The organism is Nonomuraea bangladeshensis, assembly GCF_039529455.1.
In the GTDB taxonomy this organism is placed as follows: domain Bacteria; phylum Actinomycetota; class Actinomycetes; order Streptosporangiales; family Streptosporangiaceae; genus Nonomuraea; species Nonomuraea bangladeshensis.
This window is the reverse complement of sequence record NZ_BAAAMV010000005.1, coordinates 712,517-726,740: the sequence shown is the minus strand read 5'-3', so window position 1 is coordinate 726,740 and position 14,224 is coordinate 712,517. Positions and strand designations below refer to the sequence as shown.

Annotated in this window: 16 protein-coding genes; 11 read left to right on the top strand and 5 right to left on the bottom strand. The window is 69.4% G+C overall.

Features of this window, described 5'->3' with window-relative positions:
- Positions 1-63: 63 nt before the first annotated feature.
- Positions 64-1,461 carry a CCA tRNA nucleotidyltransferase gene (locus ABD292_RS19330; protein ID WP_344209114.1) on the top strand — a complete coding sequence of 466 codons (1,398 nt, stop codon included), beginning with the start codon at positions 64-66 and terminating at the stop codon, positions 1,459-1,461.
- On the opposite strand, the gene ABD292_RS19325 is transcribed toward ABD292_RS19330, so the two are convergent.
- Positions 1,444-2,754 (bottom strand): MFS transporter, encoded by a 1,311-nt coding sequence (locus tag ABD292_RS19325; protein ID WP_344209005.1) that lies wholly within the window; start codon positions 2,752-2,754, stop codon positions 1,444-1,446. The two genes, ABD292_RS19330 and ABD292_RS19325, sit on opposite strands and share 18 nt — an antisense overlap.
- 79 nt (positions 2,755-2,833) lie before the next feature.
- On the opposite strand from ABD292_RS19325, the gene idi reads away from it, so the two are divergent.
- A complete protein-coding gene (gene idi / locus ABD292_RS19320) occupies positions 2,834-3,418 on the top strand; it encodes an isopentenyl-diphosphate Delta-isomerase (RefSeq protein WP_344209004.1) in 585 nt (194 codons plus the stop codon).
- A gap of 51 nt (positions 3,419-3,469) precedes the next feature.
- Here idi and ABD292_RS19315 read toward each other — a convergent pair whose 3' ends face one another.
- Together ABD292_RS19315 and ABD292_RS19310 are read right to left on the bottom strand one after the other, a co-directional pair.
- The gene (locus ABD292_RS19315) at positions 3,470-4,549 is read right to left on the bottom strand and encodes an inositol-3-phosphate synthase (RefSeq protein ID WP_344209003.1); all 1,080 of its coding nucleotides are present in this window, start codon (positions 4,547-4,549) and stop codon (positions 3,470-3,472) included.
- A 13-nt stretch (positions 4,550-4,562) separates the two neighbouring features.
- Positions 4,563-5,147: a PadR family transcriptional regulator gene (locus ABD292_RS19310; protein WP_091088297.1), complete on the bottom strand. Its 585-nt coding sequence runs from the start codon at positions 5,145-5,147 to the stop codon at positions 4,563-4,565.
- Between the two features lie 134 nt (positions 5,148-5,281).
- Here ABD292_RS19310 and ABD292_RS19305 point away from each other — a divergent pair, with 134 nt between their 5' ends.
- The 4 genes from ABD292_RS19305 (at position 5,282) to ABD292_RS19290 (ending at position 10,868) form a co-directional block, all read left to right on the top strand.
- Positions 5,282-5,668 carry a DUF5318 family protein gene (locus ABD292_RS19305; RefSeq protein WP_020543057.1) on the top strand — a complete coding sequence of 129 codons (387 nt, stop codon included), beginning with the start codon at positions 5,282-5,284 and terminating at the stop codon, positions 5,666-5,668.
- Positions 5,669-5,908: 240 nt separating this feature from the next.
- On the top strand, positions 5,909-8,488 hold the full coding sequence (locus ABD292_RS19300) for a transglycosylase domain-containing protein (protein WP_344209000.1): 2,580 nt from the start codon (positions 5,909-5,911) through the stop codon (positions 8,486-8,488).
- The gene (locus ABD292_RS19295) at positions 8,485-9,807 is read left to right on the top strand and encodes a glycosyltransferase family 87 protein (RefSeq protein ID WP_344208998.1); all 1,323 of its coding nucleotides are present in this window, start codon (positions 8,485-8,487) and stop codon (positions 9,805-9,807) included. Before ABD292_RS19300 ends, ABD292_RS19295 begins: the two co-directional genes overlap by 4 nt.
- Positions 9,804-10,868, top strand: coding sequence for a mannosyltransferase family protein (locus ABD292_RS19290; protein ID WP_344208996.1), 1,065 nt, complete (start codon positions 9,804-9,806; stop codon positions 10,866-10,868). The genes ABD292_RS19295 and ABD292_RS19290 overlap by 4 nt, the downstream gene beginning before the upstream one ends.
- 63 nt (positions 10,869-10,931) lie before the next feature.
- Here the strand turns inward: ABD292_RS19290 and ABD292_RS19285 are convergent, their stop codons facing one another.
- On the bottom strand, positions 10,932-11,675 hold the full coding sequence (locus ABD292_RS19285) for a deoxyribonuclease IV (RefSeq protein WP_344208994.1): 744 nt from the start codon (positions 11,673-11,675) through the stop codon (positions 10,932-10,934).
- A gap of 74 nt (positions 11,676-11,749) precedes the next feature.
- Here ABD292_RS19285 and ABD292_RS19280 point away from each other — a divergent pair, with 74 nt between their 5' ends.
- Complete coding sequence (locus ABD292_RS19280) at positions 11,750-11,926, top strand: hypothetical protein (RefSeq protein WP_177240955.1); 177 nt, start codon at positions 11,750-11,752, stop codon at positions 11,924-11,926.
- Between the two features lie 69 nt (positions 11,927-11,995).
- Here the strand turns inward: ABD292_RS19280 and ABD292_RS19275 are convergent, their stop codons facing one another.
- On the bottom strand, positions 11,996-12,307 hold the full coding sequence (locus ABD292_RS19275; RefSeq protein ID WP_344208991.1) for a hypothetical protein: 312 nt from the start codon (positions 12,305-12,307) through the stop codon (positions 11,996-11,998).
- 191 nt (positions 12,308-12,498) lie between these two features.
- Here ABD292_RS19275 and rpsF point away from each other — a divergent pair, with 191 nt between their 5' ends.
- From rpsF to rplI, 4 genes are all read left to right on the top strand, one after another.
- A complete protein-coding gene (rpsF, locus tag ABD292_RS19270; protein WP_055504125.1) occupies positions 12,499-12,789 on the top strand; it encodes a 30S ribosomal protein S6 in 291 nt (96 codons plus the stop codon).
- Between the two features lie 79 nt (positions 12,790-12,868).
- Positions 12,869-13,420 (top strand): single-stranded DNA-binding protein, encoded by a 552-nt coding sequence (locus ABD292_RS19265; RefSeq protein ID WP_344208986.1) that lies wholly within the window; start codon positions 12,869-12,871, stop codon positions 13,418-13,420.
- A 63-nt stretch (positions 13,421-13,483) separates the two neighbouring features.
- On the top strand, positions 13,484-13,720 hold the full coding sequence (gene rpsR, locus ABD292_RS19260; protein WP_327088611.1) for a 30S ribosomal protein S18: 237 nt from the start codon (positions 13,484-13,486) through the stop codon (positions 13,718-13,720).
- Between the two features lie 15 nt (positions 13,721-13,735).
- Positions 13,736-14,182 carry a 50S ribosomal protein L9 gene (gene rplI / locus ABD292_RS19255; protein ID WP_020543047.1) on the top strand — a complete coding sequence of 149 codons (447 nt, stop codon included), beginning with the start codon at positions 13,736-13,738 and terminating at the stop codon, positions 14,180-14,182.
- The last annotated feature ends 42 nt before the right edge of the window (positions 14,183-14,224 follow it).

The following is a 14,224-nucleotide window of genomic DNA, read 5'->3' as shown; positions in this document are numbered from 1 at the left end:
GGATGACGAAGGACCGACCCGGTTGTGGTGGATGCAACTTTGACCGAAGGCCAGCGGCGGGCGATGACCGACCTGTTCCGCAAGATCGCCCCGGTGGCCGACGAGCTCGGCCGCCTGTTCGCCGCGCAAGGGCACGAGCTGGCCCTGGTGGGCGGCCCGGTGCGCGACATCCTGCTCGGCCGGGTCGGCAACGACCTCGACCTCACCACCGACGCGCGCCCCGAGCGGGTGCTGGAGATCGTCCGTGACTGGGCCGACTCGGTGTGGACGATCGGCATCGACTTCGGCACCGTCGGGCTGCGCAAGGGCAGTTGGCTGATCGAGATCACCACCTACCGCAGCGAGTCGTACGACCCGAAGTCGCGCAAGCCCGAGGTCATGTACGGCGAGACGCTGCAGGCCGACCTGGAGCGGCGCGACTTCGCGGTCAACGCGATGGCCGTGCGCCTGCCCGGGCACGAGTTCGTCGACCCCTACGGCGGGCTCGACGACCTGGCCGCGAAGGTGATGCGCACGCCCGGCCCGCCCGAGCGCTCGTTCGGCGACGACCCGCTGCGGATGCTGCGCGCGGCCAGGTTCGCCTCGCAGCTCGGCTTCGCCGTCGATCCCGCCGCGCTGGCGGCGATGACCGCGATGGCCGAGCGGATCGAGATCGTCTCCGCCGAGCGCATCCGCGACGAGCTGGACAAGCTGATCTGCGGCGCCAACCCCCGCGAGGGGCTGCGGCTGCTGGTCGAGACCGGCCTCGCCGCCCACGTGCTGCCCGAGCTGCCGAAGCTCCGCCTGGAGATCGACGAGCACCACCGGCACAAGGACGTCTACGAGCACACGCTGACCGTGCTCGACCAGGCCATCGCCCAGGAGGAGGACGGCAAGGCCGACCGCATCCTGCGCTGGGCGGCGCTCATGCACGACGTCGGCAAGCCCAAGACGCGCCGGCACGAGGCGGGCGGCCGGGTGTCGTTCCACCACCACGAGGTGGTCGGCGCCCAGCTCACCAAGAAGCGAATGAGCGAGCTGAAGTTCCCCAAGGACGTCGTGGCCGACGTCTCCCGGCTGGTCGAGCTGCACCTGCGCTTCCACGGCTACGGCACCGGCGAGTGGACCGACAGCGCGGTGCGCCGCTACGTCCGCGACGCCGGTCACCTGCTCTCCCGGCTGCACAAGCTGACCAGGGCCGACTGCACCACGCGCAACAAGCGCAAGGCGGCCGCGCTCTCGCGCACCTACGACCACCTGGAGGAGCGCATCGAGCGGCTGGCCGAGGAGGAGGAGCTGGCCAAGATCCGGCCCGAGCTCGACGGCAACGAGATCCAGCGGGTGCTGGGCGTCGGGCCGGGGCCGGTCGTGGGCAGGGCCTACAAGTTCCTGCTCGACCTCAGGCTCGACAAGGGCGTGATCGGCAAGGAGGCCGCGACCGAGGCGCTGCTGGAGTGGTCGAGGTCAGCCGAGCTCGGCTGACGGCGGTTCGGTCAGCCGCTGACGTGAGCGCGCGGCGATCGCCCGGTAGGCGAGCGCCGCGAGCGGATAGCCCACCGACATGATCGCCACCGCGAGGTACGACTTGCCGTCGGCCGGCAGGATGGCCGCCGACAGGGCCGCGGCGAGCACGTACATCCCGTTGAAGAGCATGTCGTAGATGGAGAACGCGCGGCCTCGGTAGATGTCCTCGACGTCGCGCTGCACGGTGGTGTCGGCGCAGATCTTGACGCTCTGCCCGGCCACCCCCAGCACGAACCCGGCGGCGGCGAGCCCCCACTCCTGGAACGGCAGCACCAGCACCGCGGTGAGCACGCCGGCCGCGGTCAGCGCGATCGGCACCCAGCGCTCGATGGTGAACCGCTCGGTCGCGTAGGGGGTGATGAGCACCGCCACGAAGTAGCCGACGCCGGAGGTGGCCACGACCAGGCCGATGCCCTTGAGCGCGGCGTCGGGGTCGCCGTCGGTGAAGTAGTAGCGGTAGAGGATGATGCCGAGGGCGGTCGCGATGCCGTAGAAGAAGCGGTGGGCGGCCATCGCGCCCAGGGTGCCGGCCGCGATCCGGTGACTCAGCAGATGCCGCGTGCCGTCGGCCAGGCCGACCACCACGTTGCGCAGCGCCTCGCGGGCCTGCGGCCGGTCGGGGTCGGGCCAGGGGCCGAGCAGCATGCGGTCCATGCGGCGGGCGATCAGCGAGCTCAACGCGAACACCACGCCGGAGGCGACCAGCAGCACCGCCACGCCGGAGTCGTCGCCGCCGACCAGCGCGCGCAGCAGGAAGCCGACGCCCACGCCGACGAACGTGACCACCGTGCCCGAGGTCGGCACCACGGCGTTGGCCGACAGCAGCCGCTCGGTCGGCACGACGTGGGGGAGCGAGGCGCCGAGCGCGGCCAGGAAGAACCGGTTGACCGCCAGCACGGCCAGCGCCGCCGCGTAGAAGGCGGGGTCGGGGGCGTCCGCGGCGACCAGCCAGGCGGCCACCAGCAGCAGCGCGCCGCGCGCCACGGGCGCGAGCACCAGGACCTGCCGCCGCGGCCACCGGTCGATGAACACGCCGACGAACGGCCCGAGGATGCTGTAGGGCAGCAGCAGCACCGCGAGCCCCGCCGCCACCTGCAACGCGGTGGTCTTGCTCTCGGGGCTGAAGAAGGCGAACCCGGTCACCGCGAACTGGAAGATCCCGTCGGAGAACTGGGAGACCAGCCGCGTGCCGAACAGGTGCCTGAAGTCTCTGCCCCGGAGGACCACGCGGAGATCGGCGACGAAGGACACGCCGTCAGCCTAGCCAAGCCCGCGCCGGTCCCGGTGCGGAGGTTCCTCGCGGTGGCCGTCATTGCGTACGCTTCGAAGCGTGACGACCGAGGAACACGTTGTGCTGGTAGACCGTGACGGACGCGCGCTCGGCACCGCGCCCAAGACGTCGGTGCACGGCCCGGAGACCCCGCTTCACCTGGCGTTCTCCAGTTATGTCTTCGACGGCGAAGGCCGGGTGCTGCTCACCAGGCGGGCCGACCACAAGGTCACCTGGCCGGGGGTGTGGACCAACAGCTGCTGCGGCCATCCGCTGCCGGGCGAGGCACTCGGCCGGGCGGTGGTGCGGCGGCTGGCGTACGAGCTGGGGCTGCGCTCCGAGGGCGCCGACCTGATGCTGCCCGGCTTCTCCTACCGCGCCGTCATGGCCAACGGCATCGTCGAGCACGAGCTCTGCCCGGTCTACCGGGTGGTCGTCGAGGGGCCGGCGCAGCCCAACCCGGAGGAGGTGGGGGAGACGATGTGGATGCCGTGGAAGGAGTTCGCCGAGGGGGCCCAGAACGGCCTGCTGGCGCTCTCGCCGTGGTGCCGCGAGCAGGTGCCGCTGCTCGCCGAGCTCGGCTGCGACCCGCTGACCTGGGAGCCGGCCTCCGCCGCCGAGCTGCCGCCGGCCGCCCGGGTCTGAAGGCGCGAACGGCGCCGCGCCCCACCAGGGACGCGGCGCCGTTCTCCGGGGTCAGCGCTCGACCTCGCCCCGGATGAACTTCTCGACGTACTCGCGGGCCTCGTCGTCGGAGAACTGCTTCGGCGGCGACTTCATGAAGTAGGAGGAAGCCGACAGGATCGGCCCGCCGACGCCCCGGTCGAGGGCGATCTTGGCGGCGCGCACGGCGTCGATGATGATGCCGGCCGAGTTCGGCGAGTCCCAGACCTCCAGCTTGTACTCCAGGTTGAGCGGCGTGTCGCCGAAGGAGCGCCCCTCCAGCCGCACGTACGCCCACTTGCGGTCGTCCAGCCACGGCACGTGGTCCGACGGCCCGATGTGCACGTCGGCCTTGCCCATCTCGTGCGGGATCTGCGAGGTGACCGACTGCGTCTTGGAGATCTTCTTCGACTGGAGGCGGGTGCGCTCCAGCATGTTCATGAAGTCCATGTTGCCGCCGAAGTTGAGCTGGTAGGTGCGCAGCAGCTCCACCCCGCGGTCCTCGAACAGCTTGGCCAGCACGCGGTGCGTGATGGTGGCGCCGACCTGCGACTTGATGTCGTCGCCGACGATCGGCACGCCCGCCTCGGTGAACTTCTCGGCCCACTCGGGGTCGGAGGCGATGAAGACCGGCAGCGCGTTGACGAAGGCGACCTTGGCGTCGATCGCGCACTGCGCGTAGAAGCGGTCGGCCTCCTCCGAGCCCACGGGCAGGTAGGACACCAGGACGTCGACCTGGTTGTCGCGGAGCACCTGGACCACGTCGACCGGAGCCTCGTCGGACTCCTCGATGATCTCCCGGTAGTACTCGCCGAGGCCGTCGAAGGTGTGACCGCGCTGGACCGTCACCCCCAGGGGCGGCACGTCACAGATCTTGATCGTGTTGTTCTCGCTGGCGACGATCGCCTCGGAGAGGTCGCGGCCGACCTTCTTGGCGTCCACGTCGAACGCCGCGACGAACTCGACGTCGCCGACGTGGTAGTCGCCGAACTTCACGTGCATCAGGCCAGGAACCCGTGTGTCCGGGTCGGCGTCCTTGTAATAGTGAACGCCCTGGACCAGCGACGACGCGCAGTTGCCGACACCGACAATGGCCACGCGGACCGAACCCATCGCACTCGCTCCCTTACTCATCAGTTGACGTGGTATCCCTCTCGGGCCCCTCAGAGGCCCGACGCTCCGTTGCGATCAGCTCGTTGAGCCAGCGCACCTCGCGCTCGACCGACTCGAGCCCATGACGCTGCAGTTCGAGCGTGTAACTGTCGAGACGCTCCCTGGTGCGCGCCAGCGCGGTCCGCACCGCGTCGAGCCGCTCCTCAAGCCGGCTACGCCGGCCTTCGAGAATGCGCAGCCGCACCTCGGCCTCGGTGTGCCGGAAGAACGCGAAGTGCACACCGAAGCTCTCGTCCTCCCATGCGGAGGGCCCGGCCTGCGTCAGCAGCTCCTGCAGCCGTTCCTTGCCCTCGGCGGTCAGCCTGTAAACGATCTTTGAACGGCCGCCGACGATCGCGGTGGGAGCCGGCTGCTCCTCCGTGATGAGGCCGCGCGCCAGGAGCGATCGCAGACAGGGATACAGAGAGCCATAGGAGAACGCGCGGAACATGCCCAGCAGGGCATTGAGGCGTTTGCGCAGCTCATAGCCGTGGAGCGGCGTCTCGTGCAGCGACCCGAGCACGGCCAGTTCCAGGACCCTGCCCTGTCCGCCGGCCATGGGAACCGCCCTCCTCTCGCGTCGATGTATCGAGCCGATACATCCCCAGGATACGTCGCTCCGCTATATCGCGGCAATCTATGGATTTTTCAAGGCGTTGGGATGATCGGCTGAAACGCCGTAGTCTGGCGCTCATGTGGTCACAGCGAAGGGTGGTGGATTACGGCCTCGCGAAAAGGGCGGTCGTCCGCTCCCTGCGTTCCGGGCGTACTTCGCGCGGTGACGTCTGTGACGCACAGCCGTACCTCCTTCGCGCGGCACGCCACTTCGGCGAGCCGACCGAACGTCTCTGCCCGGTGTGCGAGAGGGAGAACGTCACCCACGTGACCTATGTCTATGGCGATTCGCTCGGCTCACATGCCGGACAGGCAAAGGCCGCTTCGGAGCTCGCCGCCATGGCACATGATTACGATGAGTTCCGGGTGTACGTCGTCGAGGTCTGTCAGGGTTGTTCCTGGAACCACCTGACGGTTTCGTACGTCCTCGGGAACGGACCGCCTGAGCCCGCAGGCCAGGCGTGACGAGACACCACCGAGGGCGCCGAGGAACCTCACGCCCAACCGCCGCTTTTGTTTCCGACGACAGTGCGAGGACGTGTGAGTAACAGCATGAATGAAGGAACGGCCCGCCCGGGGAGGCGCCGCCGTTCCACTTCATCCCGTTCTGTGCCCCAAGGTTCTCCACCTCAAACCGGCGAATCTTCCTGGAACCAGCCGCAGCCGCCGCGTCGGCCTGAAGCCGCGTACGAGCAGACGGGCGCGATGGCCGCCCAGCAGTACGACGCGCAGCCATACGACACCCAGCGTTATGACGCCCAGCCTTATGACGCGCAGCCGCAGCCGCCCCGGCGTGAGCCCATGCCGCCGCGGCGCGAGGGCTTCCCCCCGGGCGCCCCCGGCGAGGGTTTCCCCCCGGGCGCCCCCGACCAGCCGCAGCAGCGCCCCGGGCGCCGCTCCAGGCAGGAGCGTGCCGACACCCGCGCGGTCGGCAACCAGGAGACCATGGTGGCCGAGGGCCCGCGCCGCTCGCGCAGGCGCGCCCAGGGCGGCCCGCCCGAGCCCCCAGGCCCGCCCGGCCCGCCCGATGAGAAGGACGGCGGCGGCCGTGGCGGCTGGCGCCGGTTCCTGCCGAGCTGGAAGCTCCTCGTGGCCGGCTTCGTCGTCATCGCGGCCGGCCTGTTCGGCATGATCATGGTCGCCTACGCCAACACCGATGTGCCCACCGGCACCCAGGCCGACGCGATCGCCCAGCAGAGCACGATCTACTACGCCGACGGCAAGAGGGAGATCGCCAGCCTGGGCACGAAGCGTGAGATCGTGAAGCTCTCCGAGATGGCCCCCGTCCTGCGCGACGCGGTGATCGCCATCGAGAACCCCGAGTTCTACGAGGACTCGGGCATCTCGATCTCCGGCATCTTCCGCTCCGTCTACATGACCGCGACCGGCCAGCAGATCCAGGGCGCCTCGACCATCACCCAGCAGATGGCCCGCAACTACTACGACGGCCTGAGCCGCGAGGTGTCGGTCAAGCGCAAGGTCAACGAGATCTTCATCGCGGTCAAGCTCAACCAGACGCTGCCCAAGGACGAGATCCTCCAGCGCTACCTCAACACCGTCCCCTTCGGCCGGGCCTACGGCGCCGAGGCCGCCGCGAAGGCGTACTTCGACACCACCGCCGCGAAGCTGACCCCCTCGCAGGCCGCCTACCTGGCCGCCCGCATCCAGCAGCCGGCCTGGACGCCCGAGGCGGACGGCCTGAAGAACCGCTTCAAGACCGTCGTCGAATACATGGCGAAGCAGTGGCCGGACAAGTACGGCACCCTCCCGCAGACCGCGAAGTTCCCCAAGCCGGTCAAGCTGGACACCCGCAACGAGATGGGCGGCCTCAAGGGCTACATGGTCCAGGTCGTGCTGAAGGAGCTGGAGGCCCGTGGTCTCAGCGAGGACGAGGTCCGCAGCGGCGGCTTCCGCATCGTCACCACCTTCGACCGCAAGCTCATGCTGGCCGCCAAGGAGGCGGTCACCAGCACCATGGCGTCGATGAACAAGGAGTACCACGCCGGTCTCGCCGCTGTGGACCCGAGGAACGGCCGCGTCATCGCCTTCTACGGCGGCACCGACTACGTCACCGACCCCTGGAACGAGCCCTTCCAATCGAAGAAGCAGGCCGCCTCGGCGTTCAAGCCGTACGTGCTGGCCGCCTGGCTCCAGGCCGGCTACTCGCTCAAGAGCTACGTGCCCGGCAACGCGACGGTGCCGGAGAAACTGCCCGGCCAGCAGGCCGGCGGCATCAAGAACAGCCACAACGTCGGCGTCGCGGTCGACGTCGTCAAGGCCACCGCCGAGTCGGTCAACACCGCGTTCGTGTCCATGGCGTACAAGCTGCCCGGTCAGCTCGACGAGGTGCGCAACCTCGTCGAGGCGGCCGGCTTCGACCCCGAGGACATGAAGAAGGACATTCAGGAGCACCACTACCAGTTCGCCATCGGCAGCGCCCCGGTCACGCCGGTCGAGCAGGCCGCCGGCTACTCGATCTTCGCCAACGGCGGCAAGTACACCCGCTGGCACGTGCTCAAGAAGGTCGAGCAGGGCAACAAGACGGTCTACGGCGAGCAGCTGTTGTCGAAGAACGTCATCGACGCCGGCGTGGCCGCCGACGCCACCGTGGCCATGCAGGAGGTGCTGCGCAGCGGCACCGCGCGGGGCAAGGGCCTCGGCAGCCGCCCGGCCGCCGGCAAGACCGGCACCAACAACGACGAGAACGGCGCCTGGTTCGTCGGCTACACGCCGCAGATCTCCACCGCGGTCGGGTTCTACCGCGAGGAGTGCCGGACCAAGACCGGCAAGGTCGTCCCGCCGCTCCACTCCAACTGCCCGGTCACACCTGGGGGCAAGCCGCACAAGAAGTACAACTACAAGAACCCCTACACCAGGCCGTACGAGGTCTCGCTCGGCTTCGAGGGCGCCGGCCCGCCCACCATCGCCTGGCAGAAGTTCATGCTGGCCGCGCACGAGGGCAAGCCGATCGAGCAGTTCCCGCAGAAGTCGGACGTGGGCCTGCCGGAGAACATCGTGCCGAGCCCGACGCCCACGCCGACGCCGACGAAGACCGACGACCCGTTCGACGGCGGCGACGACCCCTTCGGCGGCGACGAGAACAACAACGGCAACGATCAGCAGGACTGCCTGGTCCAGCCCTGTGACGAGCAGGGCCCCGGCGACGAGGACAACTTCGGCATCAACGACGACGGCGGAGCCGACCAGGACAACGGCGGCAACGACGGGTTCGGCGGGTTCGGTGGCGCGTTCGCGCCGCCTCCCTCGGGACGAGAGGGCTGGTGACCAGCATCGAGGCACGCGTCCCGCTGGCGGCGCGTGCCGTGCCCTTCCTCCCCCTGGGGCTGATCGCGGCCCTGGGGGCGAGCCTCGCGTACGTCGTGCGCCTGCCCTGCCGCACCGGCGGCTGGAACGACCAGGTCACGACGTACACGAACTTCTGCTACACCGACATCTACCCGCTGTTCTTCGACCGCAGCCTGTCGACCCAGAACCCCTACTTCGCCGACGTGCCCTTCGACAAGCAGGTCGAGTACCCGGTGGTGCTGGGCGAGGTCATGCAGGTGATCAGCTGGATCGTCCGGTGGGTTGAGGACGACGTGGTCGGGCAGGCGGTCAAGTTCTACGACCTGACCGTGATCCTGCTCGGCGCCTGCCTGGTGATCGGCGTGCTGCTGATGGCCGCGGTGGCCGGGCCCACCCGCCGCTGGGACGCGCTCTGGTACGCGATCTCGCCGGCCGTGGTGCTGGCCGCGTACATCAACTGGGACCTCGTCGCGGGCGCGCTGTCGATGGGCATGCTGCTGGCCTGGGCCAGGCAGCGGCAGGTGCTCGCCGGGGTGCTGCTGGGGCTGGCGATCGCCACGAAGTTCTACCCGCTGATGTTCGCCGGGGCGCTGTTCCTGCTCACCCTGCGCACGGCGAAGTGGCGGCCGTTCCTGGTCACGATGGGCTCGGCGGCGGGCGCGTGGCTCGTGGTCAACCTGCCCTTCATGCTCCTGGCGTGGGAGGGCTGGCGCCGGTTCTACGTCTTCTCCGCCGAGCGCGGGGTCGACTGGGGCTCGCCGTGGCTGTTCTTCCAGACCAAGGGCTGGCACATCCTCGGCGAGAACGACGTGAGCACGCTCGGCATGGTGTCGCTGGCGGTCATGTGCGCGGGCATCGCGGTGCTCGCGGTGGCCGCGCCGCGCCGGCCGCGGCTCGCGCAGCTCTGCTTCCTGGCGCTGGCCGCGTTCATGATGACGAACAAGGTGTGGTCGCCGCAGTTCGTGCTGTGGCTGGTGCCGTTCGCGGTGCTGGCCCGGCCCAACTGGAAGCCGCTGGCGCTGTGGCAGCTCGCCGAGCTGTGGTATTTCGCCGCGATCTGGCTCTATCTGCTCTCGCAGTCGCCGCTCGACCGGGACGACCTGGGCATCGGCGATGACACCTACTTCACGGCGGTCTGGGGGCGGATCATCACGATCGCCGTCATGATGGCGTTCGTGGTGCGCGACATCCTGCGCCCGGACAAGGACGTGGTCCGGCAGGACGACCTCGACGACCAGACGGGCGGGGTCTTCGACGGCGCGCCCGACCGGGTCACGCTGGCCACCGTCCTGCGATGATCACTCGCGCCGCCGCACGGGACGCGCTGCTGCTCTGGTTCGGCTCGCGGGCCGGGCTGCTGGTGGCGACGTTGCTCGGCGCGACGTTCGCCGGCTACGCCGACCGGTGGCGCAAGTGGGACGCCGGGCTGTTCATCACCATCGCCCAGTACGGCTACGACGGCGAGCCAGGGCGTCCCCCCGACGCCGGGCTGCCCGCGTTCTTCCCCGGCCTGCCGGCCGTGCTGCGGGCGGTGCACCTCGTGGTGCCCGACTGGGAGACGGCCGGGCTGCTGATCTCGCTGGTGGCGGGCGCGGTCGCGATGGTGGCGCTGGCCCGGCTGGCCGAGCTGGAGGGCGCCGACGGGTGGATGGCGGTGGCGGCGCTGCTGACCTTCCCGCTGGCGGTGTTCCTGTCGGCGGGCTACAGCGAGTCGTTGTTCCTGGCCTTCGCGATCCCCGCGTGGCTGGCCGCCCGGCAGGGCCGCTGGTCGGCGGCGGCGCTGCTCGCGGCGGGCGCGTCGGGCGTGCGGATCACCGGGTTGTTCCTGGCGGTGGCGCTGGTCGTGGAGTTCGTGGCGCGGCGGGAGTCGCCGCGCCGGGCGGGGTGGCTGGTGGTGCCGTTCCTGCCGCTGGCGGCGTACTCGTTCTACCACTACTCCCGCTCGGGCGACTGGCTGGCGTGGAAGCACGCGCAGGAGGCCGGGTGGGGCCGGGAGTTCGTCTGGCCGTGGGAGGCGTGGCAGGCGACGTGGGGCTCGGCCATGGGCGGCGACGAGAACGCGGTGGCCTTCCGCATGGAGATCGCCGGCGCCGTGGTGGCGGTCGCCGTGCTGGTGTGGCTGCTCGCGCTGCGCAGGTGGAGCGAGCTGGTCTACACGGGGGCGCAGGCGGGGGCGCTGATGACGTCGGCGTACTACCTGTCGATCCCGCGTTCGCTGCTGCTGTGGTTCCCGCTGTGGGTGCTCGTGGCGAAGGCGGCGACCCGGCGGCGATGGGTGATCGCGCTGTATGTGATGGTGTGCGGGCCCCTCATGCTGCTGAACACGATGCGTTTTCTCAGCGGCGCGTGGGCGGGCTGAGATCTCTACCCGTTTTCCCGTCTCGGTAATCCAGGGAAGTTATCCACAGCCTGTGTGTAAAGATCACAGGTTCTTCCGCAGGAACGCGATGTCGTCCGCCTGGCCGTCGCCCGGCGTCTCCACCACGACCGGCGCGCCGGCCGCCCGGCAGACCGCCAGGATCAGCTCGGGGTCGATCCTGCCCTGACCGAGGTTGGCGTGCCGGTCGGCGCCGGAGCCGAACTCGTCGCGGGAGTCGTTGCAGTGGACGAGGTCGATCCGGCCGGTGATGGCCTTGACCCGCTCGACCAGGCCGACCAGCTCCTCGCCGCCCGCGTGCGCGTGGCAGGTGTCGAGGCAGAAGCCGACGTCGAAGCCGTCGAGGGCGTCCCAGAGCCGGCCGATGCGCTCCAGCGTGCGGGCCATGGCGTTGCCGCCGCCCGCGGTGTTCTCGATCAGCACGGGGATCGGGCACTCCATGCGCTCGAACACCTTGCGCCAGTTGTCGAAGCCCGTCTGCGGGTCGTCGCTCTTGTTGACGTGCCCGCCGTGCACCACCAGGCCCTTAGCGCCCAGCCCGGCGGCCGCCTTGAGATGCTGCTCCAGCAGCTTGCGGCTGGGGATCCTGATGCGGTTGTTGGTGGTCGCCACGTTGATCAGGTAGGGGGCGTGGATGTAGACGTCCACGCCTTCGACCGGCTTGGCGGGCAGCACCGGCTTGGCGTAGCCCTGGGGGTCGCCGAGGAAGAACTGGACCACCTCCGCGCCGATCTCCCCTGCGCGGGCGGCCGGGTCGTCCTGATCGACATGAGCTCCGATGCGCACCATGTCACCGAGCCTATCCGTTTGCCGCGGGCGCCAAAGGGCAGTCGCCAAGGGCCCCCTACGCGAGGAGAATCGATATGTCGAGGTGGCGCTTACGTGCGCTGATCGTCTTGGTCTACGTGATCGTCGGCATCTACGTGGCCTGGGTCTACGACTACATCACGCCCGGTCTGCTCAGGGACGTCGCCGAGGCGTTGCTGGCGGTCTTCCTCTGGTTCCTGGTGCTGCTGGGGATCGACCTGCACATCGGCTGAGCGACATAGCACTCGCGGCACAGAACAACGGCCCCGGTGAGACCGGGGCCGTCGCCTTGCGAGTGATCACTAGGGGAGGAACCCGCCGTGGGCGATGCCGAGCGCGGCCCCCACGAACGAGCCGACCAGCCCGACGACGTTGAGCGAGCGCTGCGGCGTGGTCACCGAGATGTACTGGGAGAACATGCCGACGCTGAAGCCGAGCAAGCCCGCCCAGGACGAGACGACGTGCGCGGCCGGCCAGAAGGTCGAGACGAAGGCCACGAAACCCAGCACCAGCGTGGCCACGGACAGGATGTTCTCGGTGGGGTGCGAGACCCCGTCACTGTTGAGCGTGAGCCTGAACCGCTCCCCTTGGGAGGGCTGAAGCACGTGTGGCACTGCCACCACCCCCTTGTCTGCTAGGTGCCTTCCCACGTACCGGTGGCTGGTAACCTGGGACACGCTGCGCTGTGATGGGTGATCCATCGCCCCGGCGGCGCCGAAATGGGCGTTCCCGGTTCATGCGTCAGCATCCTCCTGTCACGGCAGAGCGTCGTGACCGCAAGAGTCCAGAGGAGGTCGGAGTCCGCATGCGTCGTTACGAAGTAATGGTCATCCTGGACCCTTCACTCGACGAGCGCACCGTCGCGCCGTCCCTTGACCAGTTCCTCACCGTGGTCCGCAACGACGGCGGCACCGTGGAGAAGGTCGACGTCTGGGGCCGCCGCCGGCTCGCCTACGACATCAACAAGAAGTCGGAAGGCATCTACGCCGTCATCGACCTGTCCGCGGAGCCCGCGACGGTCAAGGAGCTCGACCGGCAGATGAACCTCAACGAGGGCATCCTGCGCACGAAGGTGCTCCGCCCCGACGTGCACTGACTGCCGACTTTTTGTCGGGAGGCAGCCGTAGTCTGAGCCGTAACCCAAGAAGAGGCGTGCAGGAAGGCGAGCGCAAGCCATGGCAGCAGGCGACACCGTAATCACCATCGTCGGCAACCTCGTCGACGACCCCGAGCTGCGCTTCACCCCGACGGGGCAAGCGGTGGCTCGTTTCCGCGTCGCGTCCACTCCGCGGTTCATGGACCGCCAGACCAACGAGTGGAAGGACGGCGAAAGCCTCTTCCTGACCTGCAACGTGTGGCGGCAGGCGGCGGAGAACGCCGCCGAGAGCCTGCAGCGCGGCATGCGGGTCATCGTGCAGGGGCGGCTCAAGCAGCGGTCCTACGAGACCAAGGAAGGCGAGAAGCGCACGGTCTACGAGGTCGAGGTCGACGAGGTCGGCCCGTCTCTGCGCAACGCCACCGCCAAGGTCAACCGCACCTCCCGTCAGGGCGGTGGCGGCGGCTTCGGCGGCGGCCCGTCCGACGACCCGTGGGCCTCCGCGACCCCGGCCCCGCCGCAGGGCGGCGGCGGCTTCGGCGGTGGCGGTGGCGGCGGCTACGGCGGCGGCCAGCAGAGCGGCGGCGGCTTCGGCGGCGGCAACGACTTCAGCGACGAGCCTCCCTTCTAATCCCTGTCCATCAGTCCGAGACCATTCCCGCCCGAAAGGCGGGGCTCTGAGAGGAGCACCACGATGGCCAAGCCGGCACTGCGCAAGCCCAAGAAGAAGGTTTGCCTGTTCTGCCACGACAAGATCTCCTACGTCGACTACAAGGACACGGGCCTGCTGCGGAAGTTCATCTCCGACCGTGGCAAGATCCGTGCGCGCCGGGTGACGGGCAACTGCACCCAGCACCAGCGCGACGTCGCCACCGCGATCAAGAACGCCCGTGAGGTGGCTCTGCTGCCCTACACGAGCACCGCGCGCTAAGGAGGTTCTGTCGACATGAAGCTCATCCTCACCAACGAGGTCTCCGGCCTCGGTGCCCCTGGCGACGTCGTCGAGGTCAAGGACGGCTACGGCCGTAACTACCTCATTCCCCGCGGCTACGCCATGCGCTGGACGCGCGGCGCCGAGAAGCAGATCGAGACCATCCGCAAGGCTCGCGACGCCCGCGAGATCCGTGACCTCGGCACCGCCAAGGAGGTCGCCGGCCAGCTCGGCGCACTCAAGGTGCGCCTGGCCACCCGCGCGGGCGACTCCGGCCGCCTGTTCGGCTCGGTCACCACGGGCGACGTCGCCGACGCCGTCAAGGCCGCCGGCGGGCCGGTCCTCGACCGCCGCCGCATCGAGATCGTCAACCCGATCAAGAGCGTCGGCTCGCACCGCATCACCGTGAAGCTGCACCCCGAGGTGTCGGCTTCGCTGGACGTCGAGGTCGTCGCCGGCTGAGCCCGGCCCCGACGAAGCCCCTCACCCTGCGGTGGGGGGCTT